The organism is Pseudomonas sp. BF-R-19 (assembly GCF_019956445.1).
GTDB classification, from domain to species: domain Bacteria; phylum Pseudomonadota; class Gammaproteobacteria; order Pseudomonadales; family Pseudomonadaceae; genus Aquipseudomonas; species Aquipseudomonas fluorescens_BH.
Window position 1 is genome coordinate 1 of record NZ_JAHBDN010000125.1, and the last position, 23,499, is coordinate 23,499.

The 23,499-nt window shown below is 60.1% G+C and carries 10 protein-coding genes; 5 read left to right on the plus strand and 5 right to left on the minus strand.

Annotation, left to right across the window (positions count from 1 at the left end; genetic code table 11):
* The coding region (locus KGB28_RS30715; RefSeq protein WP_223449171.1) for a peroxidase family protein at nucleotides 1–9,434 on the minus strand (9,434 nt) is incomplete at its 3' end.
* Nucleotides 9,435–10,105: 671 nt separating this feature from the next.
* Here KGB28_RS30715 and KGB28_RS30720 point away from each other — a divergent pair.
* From KGB28_RS30720 to KGB28_RS30740, 5 genes are all read left to right on the plus strand, one after another.
* A complete protein-coding gene (locus KGB28_RS30720) occupies nucleotides 10,106–11,842 on the plus strand; it encodes a type I secretion system permease/ATPase (protein ID WP_223449172.1) in 1,737 nt (578 codons plus the stop codon).
* Between the two features lie 6 nt (nucleotides 11,843–11,848).
* Complete coding sequence (locus tag KGB28_RS30725; RefSeq protein ID WP_223449173.1) at nucleotides 11,849–13,189, plus strand: HlyD family type I secretion periplasmic adaptor subunit; 1,341 nt, start codon at nucleotides 11,849–11,851, stop codon at nucleotides 13,187–13,189.
* 1 nt (nucleotide 13,190) lies between these two features.
* Nucleotides 13,191–14,519 (plus strand): TolC family outer membrane protein, encoded by a 1,329-nt coding sequence (locus KGB28_RS30730; RefSeq protein ID WP_223449174.1) that lies wholly within the window; start codon nucleotides 13,191–13,193, stop codon nucleotides 14,517–14,519.
* Between the two features lie 249 nt (nucleotides 14,520–14,768).
* Nucleotides 14,769–15,899, plus strand: a complete 1,131-nt coding sequence (locus KGB28_RS30735; protein WP_223449175.1) for a carbon-nitrogen hydrolase family protein — start codon at nucleotides 14,769–14,771, stop codon at nucleotides 15,897–15,899.
* Between the two features lie 3 nt (nucleotides 15,900–15,902).
* The gene (locus tag KGB28_RS30740; RefSeq protein WP_223449176.1) at nucleotides 15,903–16,952 is read left to right on the plus strand and encodes an AraC family transcriptional regulator; all 1,050 of its coding nucleotides are present in this window, start codon (nucleotides 15,903–15,905) and stop codon (nucleotides 16,950–16,952) included.
* A gap of 363 nt (nucleotides 16,953–17,315) precedes the next feature.
* Here KGB28_RS30740 and KGB28_RS30745 read toward each other — a convergent pair whose 3' ends face one another.
* From KGB28_RS30745 to lon, 4 genes are all read right to left on the minus strand, one after another.
* On the minus strand, nucleotides 17,316–18,155 hold the full coding sequence (locus tag KGB28_RS30745) for a DUF2242 domain-containing protein (protein WP_223449177.1): 840 nt from the start codon (nucleotides 18,153–18,155) through the stop codon (nucleotides 17,316–17,318).
* A 207-nt stretch (nucleotides 18,156–18,362) separates the two neighbouring features.
* A complete protein-coding gene (locus KGB28_RS30750; RefSeq protein ID WP_223449178.1) occupies nucleotides 18,363–20,234 on the minus strand; it encodes a SurA N-terminal domain-containing protein in 1,872 nt (623 codons plus the stop codon).
* 234 nt (nucleotides 20,235–20,468) lie between these two features.
* A complete protein-coding gene (locus tag KGB28_RS30755) occupies nucleotides 20,469–20,741 on the minus strand; it encodes an HU family DNA-binding protein (RefSeq protein ID WP_002552737.1) in 273 nt (90 codons plus the stop codon).
* Between the two features lie 149 nt (nucleotides 20,742–20,890).
* Nucleotides 20,891–23,287, minus strand: a complete 2,397-nt coding sequence (gene lon, locus KGB28_RS30760; protein ID WP_104447853.1) for an endopeptidase La — start codon at nucleotides 23,285–23,287, stop codon at nucleotides 20,891–20,893.
* Between the last annotated feature and the right edge of the window lie 212 nt (nucleotides 23,288–23,499).

Genomic DNA, 23,499 nt, shown 5'->3' on the forward strand with positions numbered 1-23,499 from the left:
ACCACGTCCCCAAGGTCGGTGACTTCATAGATATCGTCGCCGAGACCTCCAGCCATGGTATCGGCACCGACACCCCCGATGAGAATGTCATTGCCCGCGTCACCATTGAGGATGTCGTTGCCGCCCAGCCCGTTCAGGATGTCGTTGCCATCACCTCCGCTGGCCACGTCGTCGCCTGGCGTGCCGATAAAAATGTCGGCACCGGGAGTACCGACAAACACTACACCGACGGTCACCGGGGCCGTGGCGTCGGACGCAATGCTTTCGGCCACACCGAAGTCATCCACGTAGCTGACCACCACGCGCACTTGATCGCCGACCTGATTCTGGCCAAGCGTGAGCGTGCTGCCGGTAGCTCCGGCAATGTCGACGAAGGTGACCCCGTTGGTCTCCTGCCACTGGAAGGTGAACTGCGGATTGCTGAGGCCATCGACGTCGACGATGGTCGACAGGTCCGCGGTCAACACCTGGTTCAGAAACGCAAACCCGAGGATGCCCGGCCCAGCGGTCGGTGCGTTGTTCCCCGACGAGTCGACGATCTCCAGCGTACTGCTGCCATCCTGATACACCGCCCGAACGCGGATGTTCAGGCCGGCGACATCGTCCGCCACCTGGTAGGTGGCGCCCGTCACCCGCGATGCCTCGCCGGCGGCAATAACGGTGATGTCGTCATAGATGCCCGAACCGGCAATGGTTTCGACCTGCCAGTAGTAAGACACCGGACCGGAAATCGCGCCGGTCGGATTGGCCGCACTCGCGCTGTTGGCGTCGCGTATCGACTGAGAGCTGACGCGCAACAGTTGGCCGGCGACAGGTGCATCGCTACGCGCACCGGTGGCAGCATCGAGGATTGCCAGACGCCCCACGGGACCGCTGTTCAAGACGGTGCCAACACCGGACGACTGCGCCAGGTCGGCGAACTGCAGGCGCTCGATGCCCGTCAGGCGATCGACGCCATCACGGCCCGCCACCAGGTCGGTCACAACGACAGCGTTGCCATCGACAGCGACTGTGTACTCCGACGCATTACCGGAGTACACCGCAGTGTCGAAGCTGTCAGTGCCAGTCAGAATCTCCCGCACGATGACCAGCTGGCCCGGGTTGTAGGTACCGTTGAGCATGAACGGCACCAACGGCTCCATGCTGTCGAACGTGGCGATTTCCGCGCCGGTGCCATCAGCGTTTGCCCGTACGCTGATGCGCACGTTCAGCCACTTGTCACCGTCGATGATGTCGTCACCGCCGCGACCTTCGATGAGGTCGCTGCCGCTACCACCGAGGATGATGTTGCCGCCGTCGAAGAACGTCGCTCCGGCTGCCAGCAAATCAGACAGACCGTTGATCAGGCTGATGTTGGTCAGCACACTGCCGGTTGCACCCGCGGTGGGCAGCGATGTCGCATCTGTGCTGTCACCGCGCAGGAAGTCACCGTGGGATGAACCCGACAGGCCTTCCATGATGTCGAAGCGTACCAGCGCCGAGGCACCCGAACCCGGCATCGGTGGTACATCGAAGAAGCGGTCGCTGAAATCGATGCTCACGCCTTGGGCGAGCCCCTTGAAGGTCGCCCAGTCATAGCCGGAGCCGCCGATATAGCGGTCACCGAAGCCGAGACTGCCGACCATGATGTCGTCGCCGCCTTCGCCGTTGAACTTATCGTTCTCGCTGCCGCCGATGTAGACATCGTGGCCGATCACCGGGTCGTTGCCGAGCGGATCGAAGTTGTCGCCAGGTGCACCGTCCGAAGTGCCCTTCTCGATCCAGTCGTCGCCTTCGTTACCCATGTCCTGTTCATTGGCTTTGCTGCCCAGGATGAAGTCGTTGCCCTGGCCACCAATGGCCTCGGAAGCGTCCTCACCGGTAATGATGAAGTCGTTGCCGAACCCGCCAATGATCAGGTTGACGCCATTACCACCGTGCAGCACGTCGTTGCCGTCGCCACCCTGGAGGTTATCGTCGCCGCCAGTGTCGGTGATGATGTCGTCGCCGGCACCACCGCGCAGCTGGTCGTTGCCGTCACCGCCATCGATGCGATCGTTGCCACCATCACCCCAGACCGTGTCATCGCCTTCACTGGAGATGAGGATGTCTGCGTTGTCTGTGCCACCCAGCACGATGTGCTCGGCACCTGTGTACTTGATGTAGTTGGTGTCCAGCCCCACGGTCAGCGGGTTGTCGCGGAACACCACCTGCTCGCCGTTCGGGCCGAGCGGGTCGGCGGTGAGCAAGCCTTCGTTGAATTGCCTGCCCTGGTCCACTTCCAGATAGAACCCCGGATCCGAGAACACCAGGCCCGGCAAGTGAGTGGCCGAGGTGTTGGCCATGATCAGCTTGGCGAACGAGTTGCTTTCAAGCTCGGCATTCATCGTCAGACCAGCGGTACGTTCCAGGTAGTAGAAGCGATCGCCGTCCTGCAGTTTTTCCAGCTGGTTCTCGAACACGAAGTTGAAGGTCGAGCCGAGCATGCCGCCGAACGGAGTTTTCTGTTCGGCCAGGCCGCCGATCCACAGGTCGATGGCATCGACGCCCGTGACCGTCACACCCCTCAGGTCGTCGACAGTACCCAGCACGCCGTCGGTGCCGGGCAGCGTTACGTTGGCAAAGGCACCGGTGCTGTTGAGGAAGTCCAGGCGGTCAGCCGGCGCACCCACACCACCGAAGACCAGCGCCAGGGCTGCGGCGCGTTTGCCTTCCAGCGTGGTCGCCGCCGTGATCGTGTCATGCGTGCCATAGGCCGCGATGAAGTTGATCAACGACTCCGGATGCTTGAGGTACTGCACCAGATCGACCCAGCTGGTGTACGGCTTGAGTTGGGTATCACCGGTTTGGCTGTAGATGTCGCGGCGGATCGCATTGAGTGAGGGAATCCCCACGTCGCGGCCACGGGCGATGTTGATCGCCGGCAGGTCGAGCGGCAGGCCGAGCAGGTTATTGCGCAGCGCCTCGGTGACGAACTCGTCGATTTCGTTACCGGCTTGCCGGGTCACCCCACGTATGATCGCACTGGTCGCATCCTCGGGCGACACGCCACTGGCGGCGTACGCCAACGGGTTGAGGAACGCCGCGATCAGGCCCAGCTGCTGAGTAGGATCAGCACTGTTCGGATCGCTCACCACGTTGAAGTCGATATCGAAGCGATCGACGGTCTCGGTCAGCATCGAGTGGCCAAACCGGTACACGGTGTGGGCGAACTCGGCGACGATCGAGGCATCGAGGTCGACGTCGTAGACCTGGGTCGGTGCGAAGAACAGGTCGATGTTGGGCTGGATGGTCCGCGCAAACTCCTCGAACACCAGGTGCTGATACTGCATCTCGGTGCCGAACTTGGCCGCCTGGAACAGACGCTCGCCATTCCACTGCAGCGCATCGAACTCAGCCTGGGTGGTTGGCAACGCACTCACCGGAGTGAGCAGCCACTCGTTGAGGAAGGCTACGTCGCCCGAATCGAGCACGGTGTCCTTGGTCTGCTGGACCAGGCGGTTGTGTTCGGAGTGGAAGATCGCATGCACCGCGGTCAGGCCGATGTTCTCGTTGACCCGGCCGTCGCCAGCCATGTAGTGAGCATCGAGCAGTTCGTTGTCATAGGTCAGGTTGTTGCCGGCCCCGTCAACAGGCTGCGCATTGCCGACAGCGGTGTCGGCATCAGCCTGCAGAACCCCACCAACGACTACCGGCACGGCATTGTGGGCGATGTCGACGAGGAACTGGTGACCGGTGCGCACAGCATTGGTCAGGTCAAGTGGAGCAAGCGGATTGCCCTCGACAAGTTCGTCATCAGCCGTGCCACCAATACCGTCATCCCCTGTCATCACCACCATCGGGAAGCCGTTCGGCCCCTTGATGAAATTGCCATAGGCGTCAGTCGCCAACAGCGGGGCGTTGTCGACATCGGCATCGGTAAGGTTGATACCCAGGATGTCGCGGGCTTGCGCCTTGACCACCTTCCAGGTCGCCATGCCACCAATTTCGACGTCGTCCGCGGTACCAAACGTGCCATCCACACCCAGATCACGGTTGGTGATCAGCCTGCCGGTCGCTACGGGGCCGTTGGCAGTAAGTTCATAAGCACGCAGGAACACCTGGTGCGACGGATGCGAGCTATAGGTCTGGTTCTGGTCCACGAACGGCGAGGTGGTATTGGTGTGCTCATGGATGTCGTCGGCCGTGCCAAGAACGCCATCCGCCCCTGGCAGGTTGGTCGCGCGGGTCAGGACCATGAAGTTCGTCGGGCTACCTGGAACAAACAGCGGATCATCCGGCTGAAGCGGAATGAAGACGGTACCCGAACCACCTTTGGTCACCAGGTCCAGGCCATGATCGAAGAACTGCCCGAAGAAGGTCATCCAGGCGTTGAACGGCGCGGACAATCCCGCGTCCGGCGCGGTGTTCTCGATCAGGAACACATCGTGGTCGTCGGCTGTACCGAACTGTCCATCCAGCCCGGGGCTGGCAACGATCTGTACGCCTTCCTTGAGCACGTCGTCGTTACCCACCGCGCCGAAGTTGAGCACACCGTCCAGGCCCGGGTCGAATGCCGTGGCATAGGCCGCCGGGTTGTTCGCCGTCTGATCGACGATCAGGTTACTGATGGTGCGCGGCTGCGAGTCAATCACAAGGCCGCTGTTCTGCGTATACGACGTTCCCCCTTCCGCCGGATTGAAGACCGGATCGGTCACGCGCGGAAAGAGGTTATCGGCGGCACCGAACTCGGTGTTGTTAATGCCGTTGAGGTTCATCAGGTTGTTGTTCGACCCGTCGACCGTACGCAGGCCCAGCGGCGCGCGGATATTCGGGATCAGCGAGAGGATGTCCTGACCGGCCGCATCAGCCTCGGCAATCTTGATCTGGTCAAGAATGAAGTTGAGGTCGGAGCGGACCATGTGCAGGCCCGCGCCACCCGCGGTGGCATCGACTACAGGTACCTGCGCCGTTGGCGTAACCGGTGCACCGGCAACGATGGCAGCCGTCGGCGTGGAGAACAGGATCTCCGTGGTGCCGTGACCGTCCTGATAGATCGCCTTGACCCGCAACGACAAACCGGCGAGATCAGGAGAGACCTTGAACGCGGTACCATCGGCGCTTTGGAACGCCAGGTCGCCAGCCGGCAACAGGATGATGTCCTCGAATACACCAGTGCCTGGATCGGCCTCGAACTGCCAGATGTAGGACACCGAGGAGTTGGTGATCAACCCCTGCGGATTACCCGCCGCGACGTTGTCGTCATCGGTCACCCCGGCCACGCTGACAGTCAGTATATCGCCCACCGTGATCGCGCCGCCGTTGCCATCCGCGACAGTCGGACTGCCATCCGGTTGAGCATTGAGCCCCGCCACCAGCACTTGCTGGTTATCGGCGAACTGCAGGCGTTCGATATTCAGCAGGGTATCGGTGCCGTCGCGACCCACTACGCTATCGGCCACCGTCCAGACATCGTCCGTCACATCGTCCGTGCCACGGTCGTCGACAGTCACCGCATACTCGGCCTCAAGCCCGGAGAAAATGGCAGTGTCGAAGGCGGCCCCGCCAGTCGAGGTGCCGGGCATGATTTCCCGCACGGCCTGGAGCTGACCAGGGTTGATGGTGCGGTCCAGAATGAACGGGATCATATCGACCATGCTGTCGAACGTGGCGATCTCGGGGCCGACATGGTTGACGTCAGCCGGGTCATAAACGGCAATTCTGACATTGATCCATTTGTCGCCATCGATCAGGTCATCGCCACCGCGGCCCTCGATCAGGTCGCTGCCATCACCGCCGAGGATGATGTTGCCAGTGGCAAAGCCGGTGACCGGCAGACCGGCATCGGCGAGGAACTGGTCCAGTCCGCGGATCAATGCGACATTGGTCAGCGCACTACCCGTGGTACCACCGTGGTTGATGATAGTGTCCGCATTGACATCATCGCCTCTGAGCACATCGCCGAAACTCGAACCGGACAAGCCTTCGACCTCGGCAAAACGGTCAAGAATCGAGGCTGGCGAAGCACCGACCGGATTGAATATGCCGGCATTCTGGTTTGGTGTATTGCCGTGGGGCTGCGCCAGCGCGGCCATGCTCAGGTCGGCGGTCACGCCGATCCGGTCATTCTTGTAGCTGATCCAGTCGAAACCGGACATGCCTTCCATCTTGTCCTGGGCATCGCTGCCGATAAAGATGTCATCGCCACCCTCGCCGATCATTTCGTCGAAACCGCCACCACCAATAAAGATGTCGTTACCGATCACATCGTCATTGAGCAGCGGCGAGAAGTTATCGCCAGGCGCACCGTCCTGGGTGCCCTTCTCGATCCAGTCGTCACCTTCGCCACCGGTAGGTGGCAGGTTGGTCTTGGCACCGAGTATGAAGTCGTCACCCCGGCCGCCGAAGGTCAGGGAGATGTCTTCCGTGGTGATGATGAAGTCCTGGCCGTCGCCACCCAGGATCAGGTTGCCACCAACCAGCATGCTGCCGGCCACGATCACATCGTTACCGTCATTGCCTTCCAGACGGTTGTCACCGAACGAGTCGCTGATGATGTCATCACCCGCGCCGCCCAGTACCGCATCGTTCCCGGCACCGCCTTCGAGGCGGTCGTTGCCGGCGTCGCCGTAAAGGGTGTCATCGCCTTCACCGGAAATGATGATGTCATTGCCGGCGGTGCCGCCCATGACGATATGGTCTTCACCGGTGTACTGCAGATAATTGGTGTCCGGCCCCACGGTGTCAGGGTTGTCGCGAATTACCAGCGCCACGACTTCGACGCCGTTGATCATGATGCCGCCCGTCGGATCGGCGCGGCCGTCCACGCCAAGGCCGGTGAACTGCGCTGTCTGATCCACCTCGAGGGTGAACGTCGGCGTGAGGAACACGGTGTTCGACAGGTGGGTGACATCGGTGTTGAGCATGATCAGCTTGGCAAAGGAGTTGTTTTCCAACTCGGTGCCGAAGTCCAGGCCCGCGGTACGCGCCAGGTAGTAGAAGCGGTCGCCGTTCTGCAACGCCTCCATCTGGGTTTCAAACACGAAGTTGAAGGTCGAGCCGAGCATGCCGCCAAACGGCATCTTCTGTTCGGCGAGGCCACCGACCCAGAAGTCGATGTCGTCGACGCCCGTGACCGTCACACCGGTCAGGTCATCCGCGGTACCCAGTACCCCATCCGCGCCGGCCAGCGTTACGTTGGCATAGGCACCGGTGCTGTTGAGGAAGTCCAGGCGGTCAGCCGGCGAACCCGCAACATTGAATACCAGCGCAAAGGCTGCAGCGCGTTTGTCTGCCAGCGTGGTCGCCGCCGTGATCGAGGCATGCGTGCCATAGGCCGCGATGAAGTTGATCAACGACTCGGGATGCTTGAGGCTGTCCGCCAGGTCAGCCCAACTGATGTACGGCTTGAGTTGGCTGTCGCCGGTTGACGCGTAGAACTCACGGCGCGCCTCATTCAACGTGGGGATGCCCGTGTCGCGACCACGTGCCAGGTTCAGGCTCGGCAAATCGAGCGGCAGACCGAGCAGGTTGTTGCGCAACGCTTCGGTGACGAACTCATCGAGTTCGTTGCCGACCTGGCGGGTCACACCGCGAATGATCGCCCCTGCCGCCTGGTCTGCAGTCACCCCGCTGCTGGCGAACGCCAGCGGGTTGAGGAAGGCCGCGATCAGCCCCAGTTGCGAGTCCGGGTTGGTCGGGTCAGTGAGGAGCGGATTGAACGCGGGATCGAAGCGATCGACAGTTTCGGTCAACATCGAGTGACCGAAGCGATACACCACGTGGGCGAACTCGGCGAGGATTGCCGGGTTGATCGAAGTGTCATAGCCGCTGGGCGCAAGGAATTCGTCGACCTGCGGCTGAATGGTCCGCGCGAACTCCTCGAACACCAGGTGCTGGTACTGCATCTCGGTGCCAAACTTGGCGGCCTGGAACAGGCGTTCGCCGTCCCACACCAACGCTGCAATCTCGGCGGGTGTAGTCGGAATCGCGGCCACGTCGACTGCCAGCCACTCATTGAGGAAGGCCAGGTCGCCGGCGGCCAGGAGGGTGTCCTTGGTTTGCTGGACCAGGCGGTTGTGCTCGGAGTGGAACACATGGTGCACGGTGGTCAGGCCGATGTTCTCGTTTACCCGACCGTCGCCGGCAATGTAGTGGGCGTCGAGCAGTTCGTTGTCATAGGTCAGGTTGTTGCCGACCCCGTCAGTTATCTGCGCATTGCCGACAGCGATGTCGGCATCCGCCTGCAGAACCCCGCCGACGACTACCGGCGCGGCATTGTGGGCGATGTCGTCGAGGAAACCATGCCCGGTACTCACGGCACTGGCCAGACTGATGGGAGCTGCCCGGTTGCCTTCGACCAGTTGCGTGACGTCATCAGCCGTCCCGGCGATGCCGTCAGCACCGTTACTAATGCGAATCACCACCTGCGGCATGCCGTTCGGCCCGCGGATGAAGTTGCCGTACGCGTCGGTTGCCAGCAACGGCACGTTGTGCACATCGGCGTCGGTCAGGTTGATGCCGAGAATGTCACGGGCCTGGGCCTTGACCACCTTCCAGGTCGCCATGCCGCCATTTTCGCCGTTGCCATCGTCGGCAGTGCCGAACAGGCCATCGGCGCCGAGATCACGATTGGTAATCAAGCGCCCCGTTGCAACAGGATCGCCCGCCGCGTTGAGCACGTACTCACGCAGGAACACCTGATGCGACGGGTGCGAGCTATAGGTCTGGCTCTGGTCGACGAACGGCGAGGTGGTGTTGGTCTGGCCATCATCGGCAGTGCCGACTACTCCGTCCGCGCCGGCGGTATGCACTGCGCGTGACAGCACCATGAAGTTGGTCGGGCTGCCCGGGACGAACAACGGATCGTCCGCCTGCAGCGGAATGAACACGACGTCGGTAGTGCTCTTGGTGACCAGGTCGAGACCGTGGTCGAAGAACTGGCCGAAGAAAGTCATCCACGAGTTGAAGCTGGCGGTCAGGCCGACATCCGGCGACACGTTGGGCATGAAGAACACGTCCTTGTCATCGGCCGTGCCGAACACGCCATCCAGTCCGGGGCTGGTGACTATCTGTACGCCATCCTTGAGTACGTCGTCATTACCCACCACGCCGAAGTTGAGCACACCGTCCAGGCCCGGGTCGAACGCTGAGGCATAGGCCGCCGGGTTGTTGGCGGTCTGGTCGACGACCAGGTTACTGATAATCCGTGGTTGCGGGTCGATCACCGTACCTGTTCCGGCGTATTCCGCCGATAGAAAGGAGGGATCAAGCAGGCGCGGAAAGTCAGTGTCCGCCGCGCCAAAATCAGTCTGGCCGGTGACCAGGTTGTTGAAGCTGCCATCGACGGTACGCAGGCCGAACGGCACCTGAGTGTTGGCAAGCAAATCAATGAGGCTGGCGCCGTCGGCATTCGCTTCAGCGATGAAGATTTGCTTGAGGATGAACTCCAGGTCCGACTTGGTGAAATTGGCCATTTTGAATTGCCCTCGATATGTCTGGGTAAAGGCGCGGGACGAGAAAATCCTCCCGCGCCAAGTCAAGTGCTGGCTTGCGCAGTTTGTTGGTTATGTTTTTTTGCGAGAGCTGGCGTTACCCGGGACCCGGGATTCGCGCCTGGAATTCGCGATATGAATTGCTCGCCGGGCGATCAGGCAGAGCGGATTCGAGCCCTGGGGGGGCCATGGAATCTGGAAGTGAAGGCGAACGTCCTGGACAGCCCCTTCCCTCTGCAAAAGAACGAAATGATCGACATGATTTTGCTCCTCCCGGGAAAATCACCGCGCCTTGCGCTGCCAAAACGATGGCAGGCTTCAGGCGGGCGGGCCCCCCGATAACTAAGACTAAAGTTCCATAGCAAATCTTTGTCAATATTACGTCGCTAAAACAGACGACTGGTGTTGAGCCTCACAACTAGCTGTTTTTAAAAGACATATAGAAAGTTGAGTGCAGGTATAGAGCGAAATGTTATTTCGGACTGTTACGCTGCCACCTACGCTGCTGCATAAGGGAGTAACGCAGCGATTTCGGAAGACTCGCCATCCATAGAGCGACCAGCCTGCGTGTCCATAAGCTGTTTAAGGAACTACATTTATCGTTAGCTGTTGCGCCACAAGGGCAACCGGCTTTTCGAAGTGGGAGGACCAACATGTCCAGGCAGTCGAGCATCCGTTCCGAACTGGCCGACGCGCTCTTTCGTCTGCGCCGCAGCTTTTACTTGCTGGCAGGGTTCAGCGGCGTCATAAACGTCATGATGTTGACGCCAGCTATTTATATGCTGCAGGTCTATGATCGAGCCCTGGTCAGTCGCAACGTCACGACGCTGGCGATGTTGACGGTCCTGGTGGTGGGTCTGTTCCTGCTGATGTCCACGCTGGAAATGGTCCGCACCCGCGTACTGATCCGGGTCGGCAACTGCCTCGACATGGACCTCAACCGACGCATTTTCACCGCTGCATTCGAGCGCAACCTGAGCCGCGCCGGAGGTAATCCGGCCCAGGCCCTGCAGGACCTCGCCCAGGTTCGTCAGTTCGTCACCGGCAACTCCCTGTTCGCTTTCTTCGATGCACCGTGGACGCCGATCTACCTTCTGGTCGCCTATCTGATTCACCCAATTCTCGGACTGATCACGCTGATCGGCTCGCTGATTCTGGTGGTCCTGGCCTGGCTCACCGAGCAGGCGACGCAGAAACCGTTGGCCGAAGCCAACCAGGCCGCCCTCTCCTCAGCCCAGTACGCCAACAACAACTTGCGCAATGCCGAGGTCATCGAGGCCATGGGCATGCTGCCGTCGATCAGCAAGCGCTGGTACCAAAGCCATTTGCGTATTCTGGAAATGCAGACCCTGGCCTCCGACCGCGCCGCCATTATCAGCAGCACCGGGCGCTTCGTGCGGATCACTTTGCAGTCTCTGATCCTCGGCGCCGGCGCACTGCTGGCGATCGAAGGCAAGATCACACCGGGGATGATGATTGCCTGCTCGATCCTCACAGGCCGTGCGCTGGGCCCGGTGGAGCAGGTCATCGCGTCGTGGAAGCAACTGCTCGGCTGCCGTTCGGCCTGGGGGCGGCTCAACGAGATGCTGCAAGACTATCCCCGCAGGCCACCGAGCATGTCGCTGCAGCGGCCAATGGGCATGCTGGCCGTGGAGAATGTATATGCCGGTGCCCCCGGTACCAACAACACGATTCTGCGCGGGGTGAGCTTCAGCCTTATCCCCGGCGAAAGCCTTGGCATTATCGGCCCGTCCGCCTCGGGCAAATCCACCCTCGCCCGCCTGCTGGTCGGCGTCTGGCCGGCGCAGGCAGGCAAGGTGCGCCTGGACGGCGCTGACATGTTCACCTGGAACAAGGGCGAACTTGGCCCCTGGCTCGGCTACCTGCCACAGGATGTGGAGCTGTTCGAGGGCAACATCGCCGACAACATTGCGCGCTTTGGCGAAGTCGACAGTGACGCGGTCATCCGCGCCGCCAAGAGCTCTGGAGTGCACGAGATGATCCTGCGTTTTCCGCAGGGTTATGACACCCGCCTGGGCACCGATGGCAGCCCGCTTTCCGGTGGTCAGAAGCAACGCATCGCCTTGGCCCGCGCGCTGTATGGCGACCCCAATCTGATCGTGCTGGATGAGCCGAACGCCAACCTCGACGACGTCGGCGAAAAGGCCCTGGTGGATGCGCTGGCCGAACTCAAGGAACGCGGCGCCACCGTCATTCTGATTTCTCACCGTCCCAACGTACTCTGTGCCGTCGATAAGGTGCTGATGATGCGCGACGGCGGCGTGCAGATGCTCGGCACGCGCGATGAAGTATTCGCAGCGCTGCGCAAGGCCAGTGTGATCCCTGCAGGCGCGTCAACTCCGCTGGCCTCCGTCAAAGCACGGGAGTGACCGATCATGCAAATGAGCCAACGCACCGAAATGATTCCCTCCGACCCCAAGAGCCTGATCGATCTGGATGTCCGTAAACCCGCGCGGTTAGGCATTTGGCTGGTGATCGCCGGCTTCGGCGGCTTTCTCCTGTGGTCCTGGTTGGCGCCGCTGGATGCCGGCGTGGTAGCGACAGGTACGGTCAAGGTCACCAGCAATCGCAAAGCCGTGCAGCATCTGAGCGGCGGTACCGTGGACGCCATTCTCGTTCGCGAAGGCGATCTGGTGACAAAAGGCCAGGAGGTGGTCCGTCTCGACTCGTTGCGTGCCCTTGCCGAACAGGGTGCGGTCAGCGCTCAGTACATCGTCAGCAAGACGGTGGAGAACCGACTGGAAGCGGAACGTGACAACCGCGACGTGGTGAAATTCGACCCTGAACTGCTCAAGCGCTTCAAGGATGACTACCGCCTGGAAGCCGCCATGGACCTGCAACAGCGCCTGCTCGACACCCGGCGCGCCGGTCTCGCTGGCGAAATCAGCATCCTGCAGGAGAACCTGGCGGCGTCGGCCGTGCAGCTCAAGGGCCTGCAGCAGGTCTATAGCGCCCGCGCCTCGCAGATCAGCTTCCTCAACCAGGAACTGCAAGGCACCCGTGTGCTGGCGGCCGAAGGCTATGTGCCGCGCAACCGCCTGCTTGAGCTGGAACGCAGCAATGCCGACCTCTCCGCCGGCCAGGCCGAGAACCTCAACAACATCGCTCGCGTGCGCAGCCAGACCACCGAAATCAAGCTGCGCATCCTGCAGCGCCAGCACGATTACCTGAAGGAAGTCGAATCGCAGTTGACCGACACCGCCAAGGAAAACACCACCCTGGCCGACCGCTTACGCGCGCTGGACTATGAAGTGACCCACACGGTGATCCGCTCGCCGATCGACGGCATGGTCCAGGCCCTGAGCATCGCCACCGTCGGCGGGATCATTCAGCCCGGCTTCAAGATCATGGAAATCGTTCCGGTCAACGAACCGTTGCAGGTCGACGCGATGATTCCCGTACAGGCCATCGACAAGATGTTCCCCGGCCTGCCTGTGGACATTTCCTTTCCGGCCTTCAACCATGCCCAGACGCCAAACATCCCCGGCCGCGTGATGACCATCTCCGCCGACCGCCTGATGGACGAGGAAAGCAAGCAGCCGTTCTATCTGGCCCAGGTGGAAGTCACCCCCGATGGCATGAGCCTGCTTGGCACCAATCACATTCGCCCCGGTATGCCCGCCAGCGTCACCATAAAGACCGGCGAACGCAATATGTTGAGCTATCTTCTTAAACCAATGCTCGAACGTGTGGACAGCTCATTCAAGGAACAATGAAATGGACCGTCATTGCCTGCTCTTCTGCCTGATGGGGTTGGCTTTGCCGGCCGACGCCATGGACCTCAAGCAAGCCTGGGATCTGTTGCAGTTCCAGGGCCCTATCTACCAGGCCGCGGTGCATGAAAAAGAGGCCGGCGGGGAAAACCGCGCCATCGGCACGGCCGGCCTGCTACCGCAGATCAACGCCTCGGCCTACGACAACAAGGTCAATGGCACACAACGCCAGAGCGGTATCGAAAGGGATCTCGACTACGACTCCAAGGGCGCAAACGTGCGCCTGCGCCAACCACTGTTCAACAAACAGAAAATGGCCGAGTACCGCCAGGGTCAGCAGCGTGCCGACTACAGCAACGCGGTATTCGATGCCAAGAGCCAGGACGCCGCGGTGCGCCTGGCCGAAAGCTATTTCGATGTGCTCCTGGCCAGCGAAACCATCACCCTGGCCAAGTCCAAGCTGAACGCCTTCGAAGAACAACTCGCCTCGGCGAAACGGCGCATGGAATTGGGGGCCGGCACCGTCACCGACATCGACGAGTCGGCCGCTCGCCGCGACCTCGCCGAAGCCGAGCTGATCGAAGCGCAAGACAACCTGGTCAACGCGCGCCGCAAGCTCGAGGAGTACATCGGTGAAACCCCCGAATCGCTGACCACCTTGCGTCCGAGTTTCGATACACCACCGCTGGTACCAAGCAACCTGCAGGACTGGCTGGTCAAAGCCCAGGTCGATAGCCCACTGCTCCATGCACGCCGGTACAGCCGCGACCTCGCTGAAGAAGAAGTGAACCGTGCCAGGGCCGGCCACTGGCCAACCCTGGATTTCGTTGCCGGCTACACCGCGGGTGAGAGCCAATCACTCTCCGAGCTGAATCAACGCAACCGCTACGGTTCGATCGGACTGGAAGTCAATGTCCCGCTGTTCAGTGGTGGCGGCGTCAGCGCGCTGACACGCCAGGCCAGTGCCAATAGCGATAAGGCCACGGACGAACTCGACGCCGCGCGACAGGAAGTCATCACCGGAACCACCCGAGAGTTTCAAGGCATACTGAGCGGCGCCAAACGCATTCGCGCGCTGGAGAAGGCCGTAGCGTCCAACGAACGCTCACTGGCATCGTCACGCAAGGGCTTCAAGGAAGGTGGCACCAGCACCAACTCGGACGTCCTCAACGCCGAAGAGCTGCTCTTCGTTGCGCGCCACGATCTGTTCGATGCCAAGTTGCGCTATTTGATGTCACGCCTGCGCCTGGCCTCTTCGGTGGGCAACCTGGGCGACGACGATATCGACCAGATCAACAACTACCTCGGCCCGGAACTGCTGGTCACCAAATAACGTTCACCTGCCAGCCGGTCTAGCCAAATGACGGCTGACCGGTGCTCCCCTTCCATGATCGCCACCCCGTCAATTCATCTCTCGTTTAACCCGGTCATTCATTGCTGCATCTCGGCGCAGAACGGCAACCGCCAGCGAAAAAAAACCGTCGCCGCTGAAATTTGCCCACTAAGCCCTTGATTCCCTTTATGCTCGATCCAGTTCCTAATGAAAAGCCACGCCCGGCTCCAGGCTGTAAACTGTTTTCCCATGCGCAAACTTTTGTACCTGACATTTTCCATGGCGTTGCTCGCCGCCCTCACGACCTACGCGATGTGGGCCGCGGACCGGCCGGTGGGTCATTACCTTTCGGACCTGCGGATCAACCTGGCTGTCGACCAGGGTACGCCTGCGGACCGCGGCAATCTGTTGGGCATCCAGCCCGAACTGTTTCCTACCGATTATCAAAGCCCCGAGCGCTTGCACCGCAAGCTCGCGGCCTATCTGCAGGCAGCCCGGGACCAGGGCTTGTTGAACAGCAAGACCGTCGTCGTATTGCCGGAGCACGTCGGTACCTGGCTGATGGTCAGCGGCGAGAAGGATGAGCTGTATCAGGCCAGCAGCCTCAAGGAGGCCATGAACTGGCTGGCGGTGAGCAATCCCCTGAAGTTCGCCAAGGCGTTGATCAACGCCGAGGGCGGCAACCGTCTGGACGATGCCCACCTGCGCATGAAAGCCAAGGCAATGGCCAGGGACTACCAGGCATTGTTCGGAGGGCTGGCCAGGGAATTCCACGTGACGCTGGTGGCGGGTTCCATCGTGCTGCCCGAACCGAGCATCATCGACGGCACTTTGAAAATCGGCCGCGGCGCGCTGTACAACAGCAGCGTGGTGTTCAACAGCGAAGGTTTGCCGATCGGCCAACCCCAGCGTCAGATACACCCGTTCTTCGCTGAACAGAACGGGATCAAGGCGAACGGCGAGCACTCGCTCAACGTCGTTGATACCCCCGCAGGAAGGTTGGGCGTATTGATTGGCCACGACAGCTGGTACCCGGAAAACTACCTCAAGCTCAACGATCAAAGCGTACAACTGGTTGCGGTACCGGCCTTTGTTGCCGGCCGTGGCACCTGGGATCAACCGTGGCGCGGCTACAGGGGTTCGTCGGCGCCGGCATCGGTCAACTTGAAGCCTGGAGAAGTCAGTGAAGGCCAGGCCTGGCAGCGCCTGACCCTCACGACCCGGATGCCGGCCAGTCAAGCCGTTGCTGGCATGAGTGTGTTCCTGCGGGGTCAATTCTGGGATCAGGCCAGCGCCGGGCATAGCTTCCTCAGCAGCAACGGCCAGCACTTTGCCGACGGCAACTCCCAGGGTGCGCATTTGCTGAACCTCTGGTTGTAAGCCATGAAACCGCAGCCGATGCGCCTTGGCGATCTGTCAGTGGGCTTTGTTCATAGCCTGGCCGATGCCGTGCGCAGTCATGGCGTCGATCCACAGCCACTGCTCGATCAATACGGCCTTGATGCCGCTCGCCTGAGCGAAGCCGGTGCCCGGCTGTCGATACCGCGCTACATGCGCCTGGGCCACGGCGCCATTCAACTGACCGGCAACCCGGCCCTTGGCTTGCGCATGGGTCAGCTCAGTCGCCTGAGCCAGGCAGGCCTCGCTGGCATCACCGCGGCGCAGGCACCGACGGTACGGGAAGCCGCGCGCTGCCTGATTCGATTCGAAGCCTTGTATGGCTCCAATTATCGGGGTCAATCAAGCTTTCACGAAGACGCCCAGGGCGCCTGGCTGCGCTTCTATTCGATCAGCCCCTATAACGCCTATAACCGCTTTGTGGTGGATTCGATCATCGCCGGCTGGTTGCAGCAATTATCCAGTGTCAGCCCTGCCCCTCTGCGCGCCGAGCGCATCGAAATCGAATTCGAGGAGCCCGGTTACCGCGCGGCCTATGACGTGTTGGGTGACTGTCCGATGCAGTTTGGCGCAGAGCGCAATCAACTGCGCTTGAGCCTGGCAAGTCTCGCCCAGCGCAACCCCGAGCATTGCCCGAGTACCTGGCGGCATTTGCTGCAACTGTGTGAGCGGGAACTGGAACAACTGACACGTACCCGCAGCCTGCGTGAACGCATCATCGCGCTGCTGGGACCCTTGCTCAATGGTGGCCGGGAGCCCGACCTGCAAGAGGTGGCGGCACGCCTGAAGCTGCCCACCTGGACCTTGCGCCGCAAGCTCGCCGATGAAGGCACACAATTTCGTGCGATTCTCAACGACACCCGCCGCGACCTGGCCATGACTTACATACGCGACACCGAATTGGCGTTCGGAGAGATCGCCTACCTGCTGGGCTTTGCCTCAGCCGAAGCGTTTCAACGCGCTTTCAAACGCTGGAACGGGCAGACACCCGGCGAATTTCGCCGCAGCCATAGAAAAACAGCCCAAAGCCTCTAGCTGCAAGCGACAAGTTGAAGCCTTAAAGCTCAGTAGCGTCTTCCGCTGGCTCCAGTGGGTCCAGTTCGAATGCCTGGTACTCGAGCAGCTCTTCTTGATAATCGTCCATTTTTGAATCCCCCAACCCTTATTGAAAAACGTCTGAATAAATGACCAATCCCTTGAGCATAAAGTGCCCGCGTGAAGGAAAAATGACGCGGACACGACACTCTGTCGCTACTGAATAAAACGTAGCAGCTGGTCAGGAATTTATCATTGGTTTTTTCGCGGGAGGGCACAGAACAGCGGACTTGCTTGATGCGGGTCAATCTTTGCGCCTGCTACGGGATCGTTACTCGTTGGCCGATCCCGTAACGCGATCGATCACTGGCCAGAGACAGGAATCGCCTGAATCGGCTCGCTCGGCGGTGGTATGTCCGTCGGGTTTGTCGGTGGCGAGATGGTTTCTGCCGAAGGTGCCGGTTCTGTGTTCTGAACCGGGGTAATCGGCGCCGCTTCAGGAGGCGGGGCAAGCGGCTCGGAGGCCGCCGGAGCCGCTTCAACGGGTGCAGGTGCCACAGGCTCTACCGCGGGAGCTGCTGCCGGGGCAGGTGCCAGCGGTGCCGGTGCCGTCTTGGCTTCAGGCATGCCCAGGTCGGTTTTCGGCTTTTCGGGGATGTGCGCAGCCTTTTTCGCTTCCGGCGGCAGGAACAGCTCGACCAGTGCGAAAAAACGCTCGTAGAACTTGGCAGACGATACGGTTTCGCTGGCGACCTTGACCATCGAGTCATCGGAGGAGCCGATCGGCATCGACACCGAACCCAACACACCCACACCGAGACTGGCGGAGTTGTTGGTCTTCTTCAGCGCATAACGATCCTGCAGGGCATTGGCGAATACGGTCGCGTGATGCCCTTCGCTGCCGTCATCGGTACACACCACACTGAAGCTGATCTCCATGTGATTCTCGCCGGTCTGCTGAAAGCTCTTGTGACCGCTGACCAGCTTCGGATCGTTGCTGGTGATGATGTATCCCTGGCTGAGCAAGGCGCGACGGGCGGCTTCACAACTCTGGGTATCGGTGACCGGATAGTTGCGGGAAAAGGTACCGGAGTCGTCGAAATTCTCATGCTCATAGATGGCGGTCTTGTTCGATGAACAACCGGCCGCAGTGGCAAACACGGCTGCCAACCCGACAACCCGCATGGGAAGTGATTTAAACATTGAACATCCTGAGGAAAACGGTTCGGGGCGTATTGTGCAACAGATCGATGCTTAGCGGAGCATCGATCATGTCTTAAAACGGTTACAGGCTGATTGACCCCGGTTTTGTGCAAAAGTCACCGCGGCAAATGACGTACGGCAAAACAAAAAAAAAGACCCCGGCCTTCCGGCCGGGGTCTTCTGTGCAGCGCTAAACCTGGTGAGGCATCAGTAACGCTTGATCTCTGCCTGGCTTTCCAGTTGCTTGCGATAAGCCGCGAAGTCTTGCTGGCCGATGCGCGAAGCGAGGTAGCGACGATACTGTGCTTTCTCTTCTTCGGTTGGCGCCGCGGCTTCGTTCACGCCATTGAGGCGCACGATCATCAGGCTGCCATCAGCCAGCGTCACGCTGCTGAAGGTCGGCTTGTCCTTGGCCGCTGGCTTCGCCATGCGGAACAGCGCTTGCAGCACCGCTGGGTCGACCCCTTCCTGAGCGCGAGTCGCCGCCTCGGTGACTTTCCAGGCCTGGCCGTCGACCGCCTGATCCAGCGGGGTCTTGCCATCGCGCAGACTGGCAATCAGGGCGTCAGCCTTGGTCTTGGCATCGGCGCTGGCGTGCTCCTTGGCCAATTGCACACGGATCGCGGCAGAGACGCTTTCCAGCGGCAATTGCGAAGGCTTCAGGTGCTCCTTGGCACGCAACACGACCACGGTTTCCGGATCGAGCTCGATGGCGGTGCTGTTCGCGCCCTCATCCAGGACTTCCGGGCTGAACGCGGCAGTGATCACGGCACGGTTGGCCGCAATACCCTCACCGCCTTCACGGCCGAACGGCTTGGACGTGTGGACGGTCAGCTTCAGGTCCTGCGCTGGCTGAGCCAGATCGGAGGCTTCGAACGCGGCGTCTTCCAGTTGCTTGGTCGCCTCGACAAAACGCTGTTCGACCTGCTGGGTCTTCAATTCGCGGGTCAGCTTGTCTTTGAGGCTGGCGAATGTCGGTACTTCAGGCGCTTCCACGCCCAACAGCTTGATCAGGTGGAAGCCGAAATCGGTGCGAACCGGCGCGGAAACCTGGTCCTTGGCCAACGAATACAGGGCTTTCTCGAACGCCGGGTCGTAGACGCCAGGACCGGCATAACCCAGGTCACCGCCGTTGTTCGCCGAACCCGGATCCTGGGAGAATTCCTTGGCCAGAGCCTCGAATTTCTCGCCCTTGGCCAGACGGGCCTGGATCTCTTCGATCTTCGCCTTGGCTTGCGCCTCGGTGGTCTTGTCGTTCACTTCAATCAGAATGTGCGCCGCCTGGCGTTGCTCGGACAGGTTCGCGATTTCTTTCTGATAGGCCGCCTGCAGGTCTTCGTCATTGACGCTGACCTGATCGAAGAAGGAAGCCTTCTTCAGTTCGAGGTAATCGATGACCACCTGATCCGGCGTCATGAATTCCTTGGCGTGCTCGTCGTAGTAGGCTTTGACCTCATCGTCGGTCAGCTTCACCGCGGCCGGGTCGGCCTTGATGTTCAGGGAGGCGAAATCGCGGGTCTGTTTTTCCAGACGGGCAAACGCCAGCACCTGTGCATCGGTTACGAAACCGCTACCGGCCAGACCGGCACGCAGCTGACCAATCAGCATTTCCTGAGCCAGCATCTGGCGGAATTGCATGCGGCTATAGCCGAGTTGGCGAATCACCTGGTCGAAACGCTCGGAGCTGAACTTGCCATCCACCTGAAACTCAGGAGTTTGCAGGATGACCTGATCCAGAGCCGCTTCGGAAAAAGCGAATTTCGAACTTTCTGCGCCTTGCAGCAGCAGTTTGCGATCGATCAGACCCTTGAGAGCCGACTCGCGCAGCATTTTTTCATCGAGCAAGGAAGCGTCGAAATCCTTGCCGAGCTGTTGCATGAGCTGACGGCGTTGCATATCGACCGCCTGGCTCAGCTCGTTCTGGCTGATTTCTTCACCATTGACCTTCGCCGCTTCATTCTTGGTCGTCGTGGCCTGAAAAATGGCGTCGAAACCGGTCAAAGCCATCAATGCAACGATGACCCCGATAATAGTCTTGGCAATCCAGCCTTGTGAATTGTCCCTGATATTCTGCAGCATGCGTCCCCCAGAAACGGTTGAACTTCAAAAATTAGGCAACCGTGGAGCGTGGGTAGAATCCGAATAGAAGAAAGGCGCATCCGAGGATGCGCCTTCTCGTAACTGGCGGAGCGGATCGAGGGCTCGAACTGGCGACCCTCGGTGTCTTGAACCGGCGACCTGCAGTCAGGACTGCCGCTCCGCTGCCAAGTCAGGCATGACCCCGACCCGGATGGGTAAAAACCTGAATCGAACTTAGTTGACAGCTTCTTTCAGTGCTTTACCGGCTTTGAAACCTGGTTTTTTGGCTGCTGCGATTTCCAGCGTCTTACCGGTCTGTGGGTTACGACCAATGCGAGCTGGACGATCAGTTACGGAGAAAGTACCGAAACCAACCAGAACAACAGAGTCGCCAGCCTTGAGAGCGCCAGTGACGGATTCGATTACAGCGTCCAGCGCACGGCCAGCAGCAGCTTTCGGGATATCAGCGGATGCAGCGATAGCATCAATCAGTTCCGACTTGTTCACTCTAAGTCCCCTTATATCTATTTGAGTATGATTCTAAGTTTTTTTGGTGAAAGCAAAAACGAGTGCTGAATGGCCTACAGACACTTAAGAGCCGCTTTATAACAAGGGCTCTAAAAAGCTGTCAAGAAAGCCCCCCAGGCAAATACGTACTAATGCGTGCTAATTCTTTCCTTAGAATCTGCGTCGCGTTTCTCATCCTTCGCGACTATCTCCGGAGCCACGTCCGGCAAGGGCTCCGGCGCGTATTGCAACGCAATTTGCAGGACCTCGTCAATCCATTTAACCGGTTTAATCTGTAGATCCTGCTTGATATTGTCCGGAATCTCTTTGAGATCGCGCACATTCTCTTCAGGAATGATCACGGTCTTGATTCCGCCACGATGGGCAGCCAACAGTTTTTCTTTCAAGCCGCCAATGGCCAGTACCTGGCCACGCAACGTGATTTCGCCGGTCATGGCGACATCCGCGCGTACCGGAATGCCGGTCAATGCCGATACCAGGGCCGTGCACATGCCCACGCCGGCGCTAGGGCCGTCCTTTGGAGTCGCCCCTTCCGGCATATGGATGTGCGTGTCACGCTTCTCATGGAAGTCCAGGGGGATCCCCAGGCTCTTCGCCCGACTGCGGACAACGGTCAAGGCCGCGGTGATCGATTCGACCATCACGTCACCCAGGGAACCGGTCTTGATCAACTGGCCCTTGCCCGGTACGACGGCCGCTTCGATAGTCAGCAGTTCGCCACCCACCTGAGTCCATGCCAGCCCGGTCACCTGGCCGATCTGATCCTGCTGCTCGGCCAGGCCGTAGCGGAATTTGCGCACGCCCAGGAAGTGCTCCAGCATGTCTGCGGTGACCTTCACCGAGAAGCGTTTTTCCAGCGCATGCTCCTTGACGGCCTTGCGGCAGACCTTGGCAATCTGGCGCTCCAGCCCGCGCACACCGGCTTCACGGGTGTAGTAGCGGATGATGTCGCGGATCGCTTCTGCGTCAAACTCCAACTCGCCTTTCTTCAGGCCGTTGGCAGTGATCTGCTTCGGCGAAAGGTATTTGACGGCGATGTTGATCTTCTCGTCTTCGGTGTAGCCCGGCAGACGGATCACTTCCATCCGGTCCAGCAACGCTGGTGGGATGTTCATCGAGTTAGAGGTGCAAAGGAACATCACATCGGACAGGTCGTAATCGACTTCCAGATAGTGATCGTTGAAGTTGTGGTTCTGCTCGGGATCAAGCACTTCCAGCAACGCCGATGCCGGATCGCCACGCATGTCGCTGCCCATTTTGTCGATTTCATCGAGCAGGAACAGCGGGTTGCGGACCCCCACTTTTGTCATTTTTTGAATCAATCTTCCTGGCATCGAACCGATGTAAGTACGGCGATGACCACGAATTTCCGCCTCATCACGCACACCGCCGAGGGCCATGCGCACGAATTTGCGGTTGGTGGCGTGAGCAATCGACTCCGCCAGGGACGTTTTACCCACCCCTGGAGGACCGACCAGGCACAACACCGGACCACGAATTTTTTTCACGCGCTTTTGCACGGCGAGGTATTCGAGGATGCGTTCCTTGACCTCTTCCAGGCCATAGTGGTCGGCATCCAGAATGTCTTCTGCACGCGCCAGGTCCAGGCGCACCTTGCTCTGGGCCTTCCACGGCACCTGAACCAGCCAGTCGATGTACGAGCGCACCACGGTCGCTTCCGCGGACATCGGCGACATCTGCTTGAGCTTGTTCAGTTCAGCCGTCGCCTTGGCCAGCGCGTCTTTCGGCAGGCCGGCGGCATCGATACGTTTTTTCAGCTCTTCGACTTCGTTGTGACCTTCGTCGCTGTCGCCGAGCTCTTTCTGAATGGCCTTCATCTGCTCATTCAGGTAGTACTCGCGCTGACTGCGCTCCATTTGTTTTTTGACGCGGCCGCGAATGCGTTTTTCGACTTGCAGCAGATCGATCTCGGCATCCAGCAGCGCCAGAACGTGCTCGACCCGGGCCGACAAATCGATGATTTCGAGGATTTCCTGCTTCTGTTCGATCTTCAGGGCCATGTGCGCGGCCATGGTGTCCACCAGGCGACCTGGCTCATCGATGCTGTTGAGCGACGACAGGACCTCAGCCGGGACTTTCTTGCCCAACTGCACGTATTGCTCGAACTGGGACAGCAGGCTGCGAACGAACACTTCCGACTCGCGCTCTGGGGCGTCAACTTCGTCGATCAGGGAGACTTCGGCACGGCAGTGGCCGTCCACTTCGCTGAAGCGCTCGACAGCGCCCCGCTGCTCGCCCTCGACCAGAACCTTGACCGTTCCGTCAGGCAGCTTCAGCAGCTGCAGAACGGTGGCAATCGTACCAACGCGATACAGGGCATCTTCACCGGGATCGTCGTCAGCCGGGTTTCTCTGGGCCAGCAGAAGAATCTGCTTGTCACCCGTCATCGCAGCCTCGAGGGCTTCGATGGATTTCTCGCGCCCCACGAACAGCGGGATAACCATGTGCGGATAAACCACGACATCACGCAATGGCAGGAGAGGCAATTCGATGGTTGTCTTCATGATTTCGCCTCTACGGCGGCCGCAAGGCCGTAAACAGATGGAAGTAAGCTTGAAACCAAGATGGGGGCTGCCTTGGAAAAAAACAAGCGGATAAAAGGTCCACTTGAAAGATTGCAGCTTACGAAAGCTGCTGCGATGGGTCGGATACGCCTTCAAGGACCGCCATCGCTGGCAAATCAACGCTTGCAGGCCAGGTCCCACAATAGCAAAGG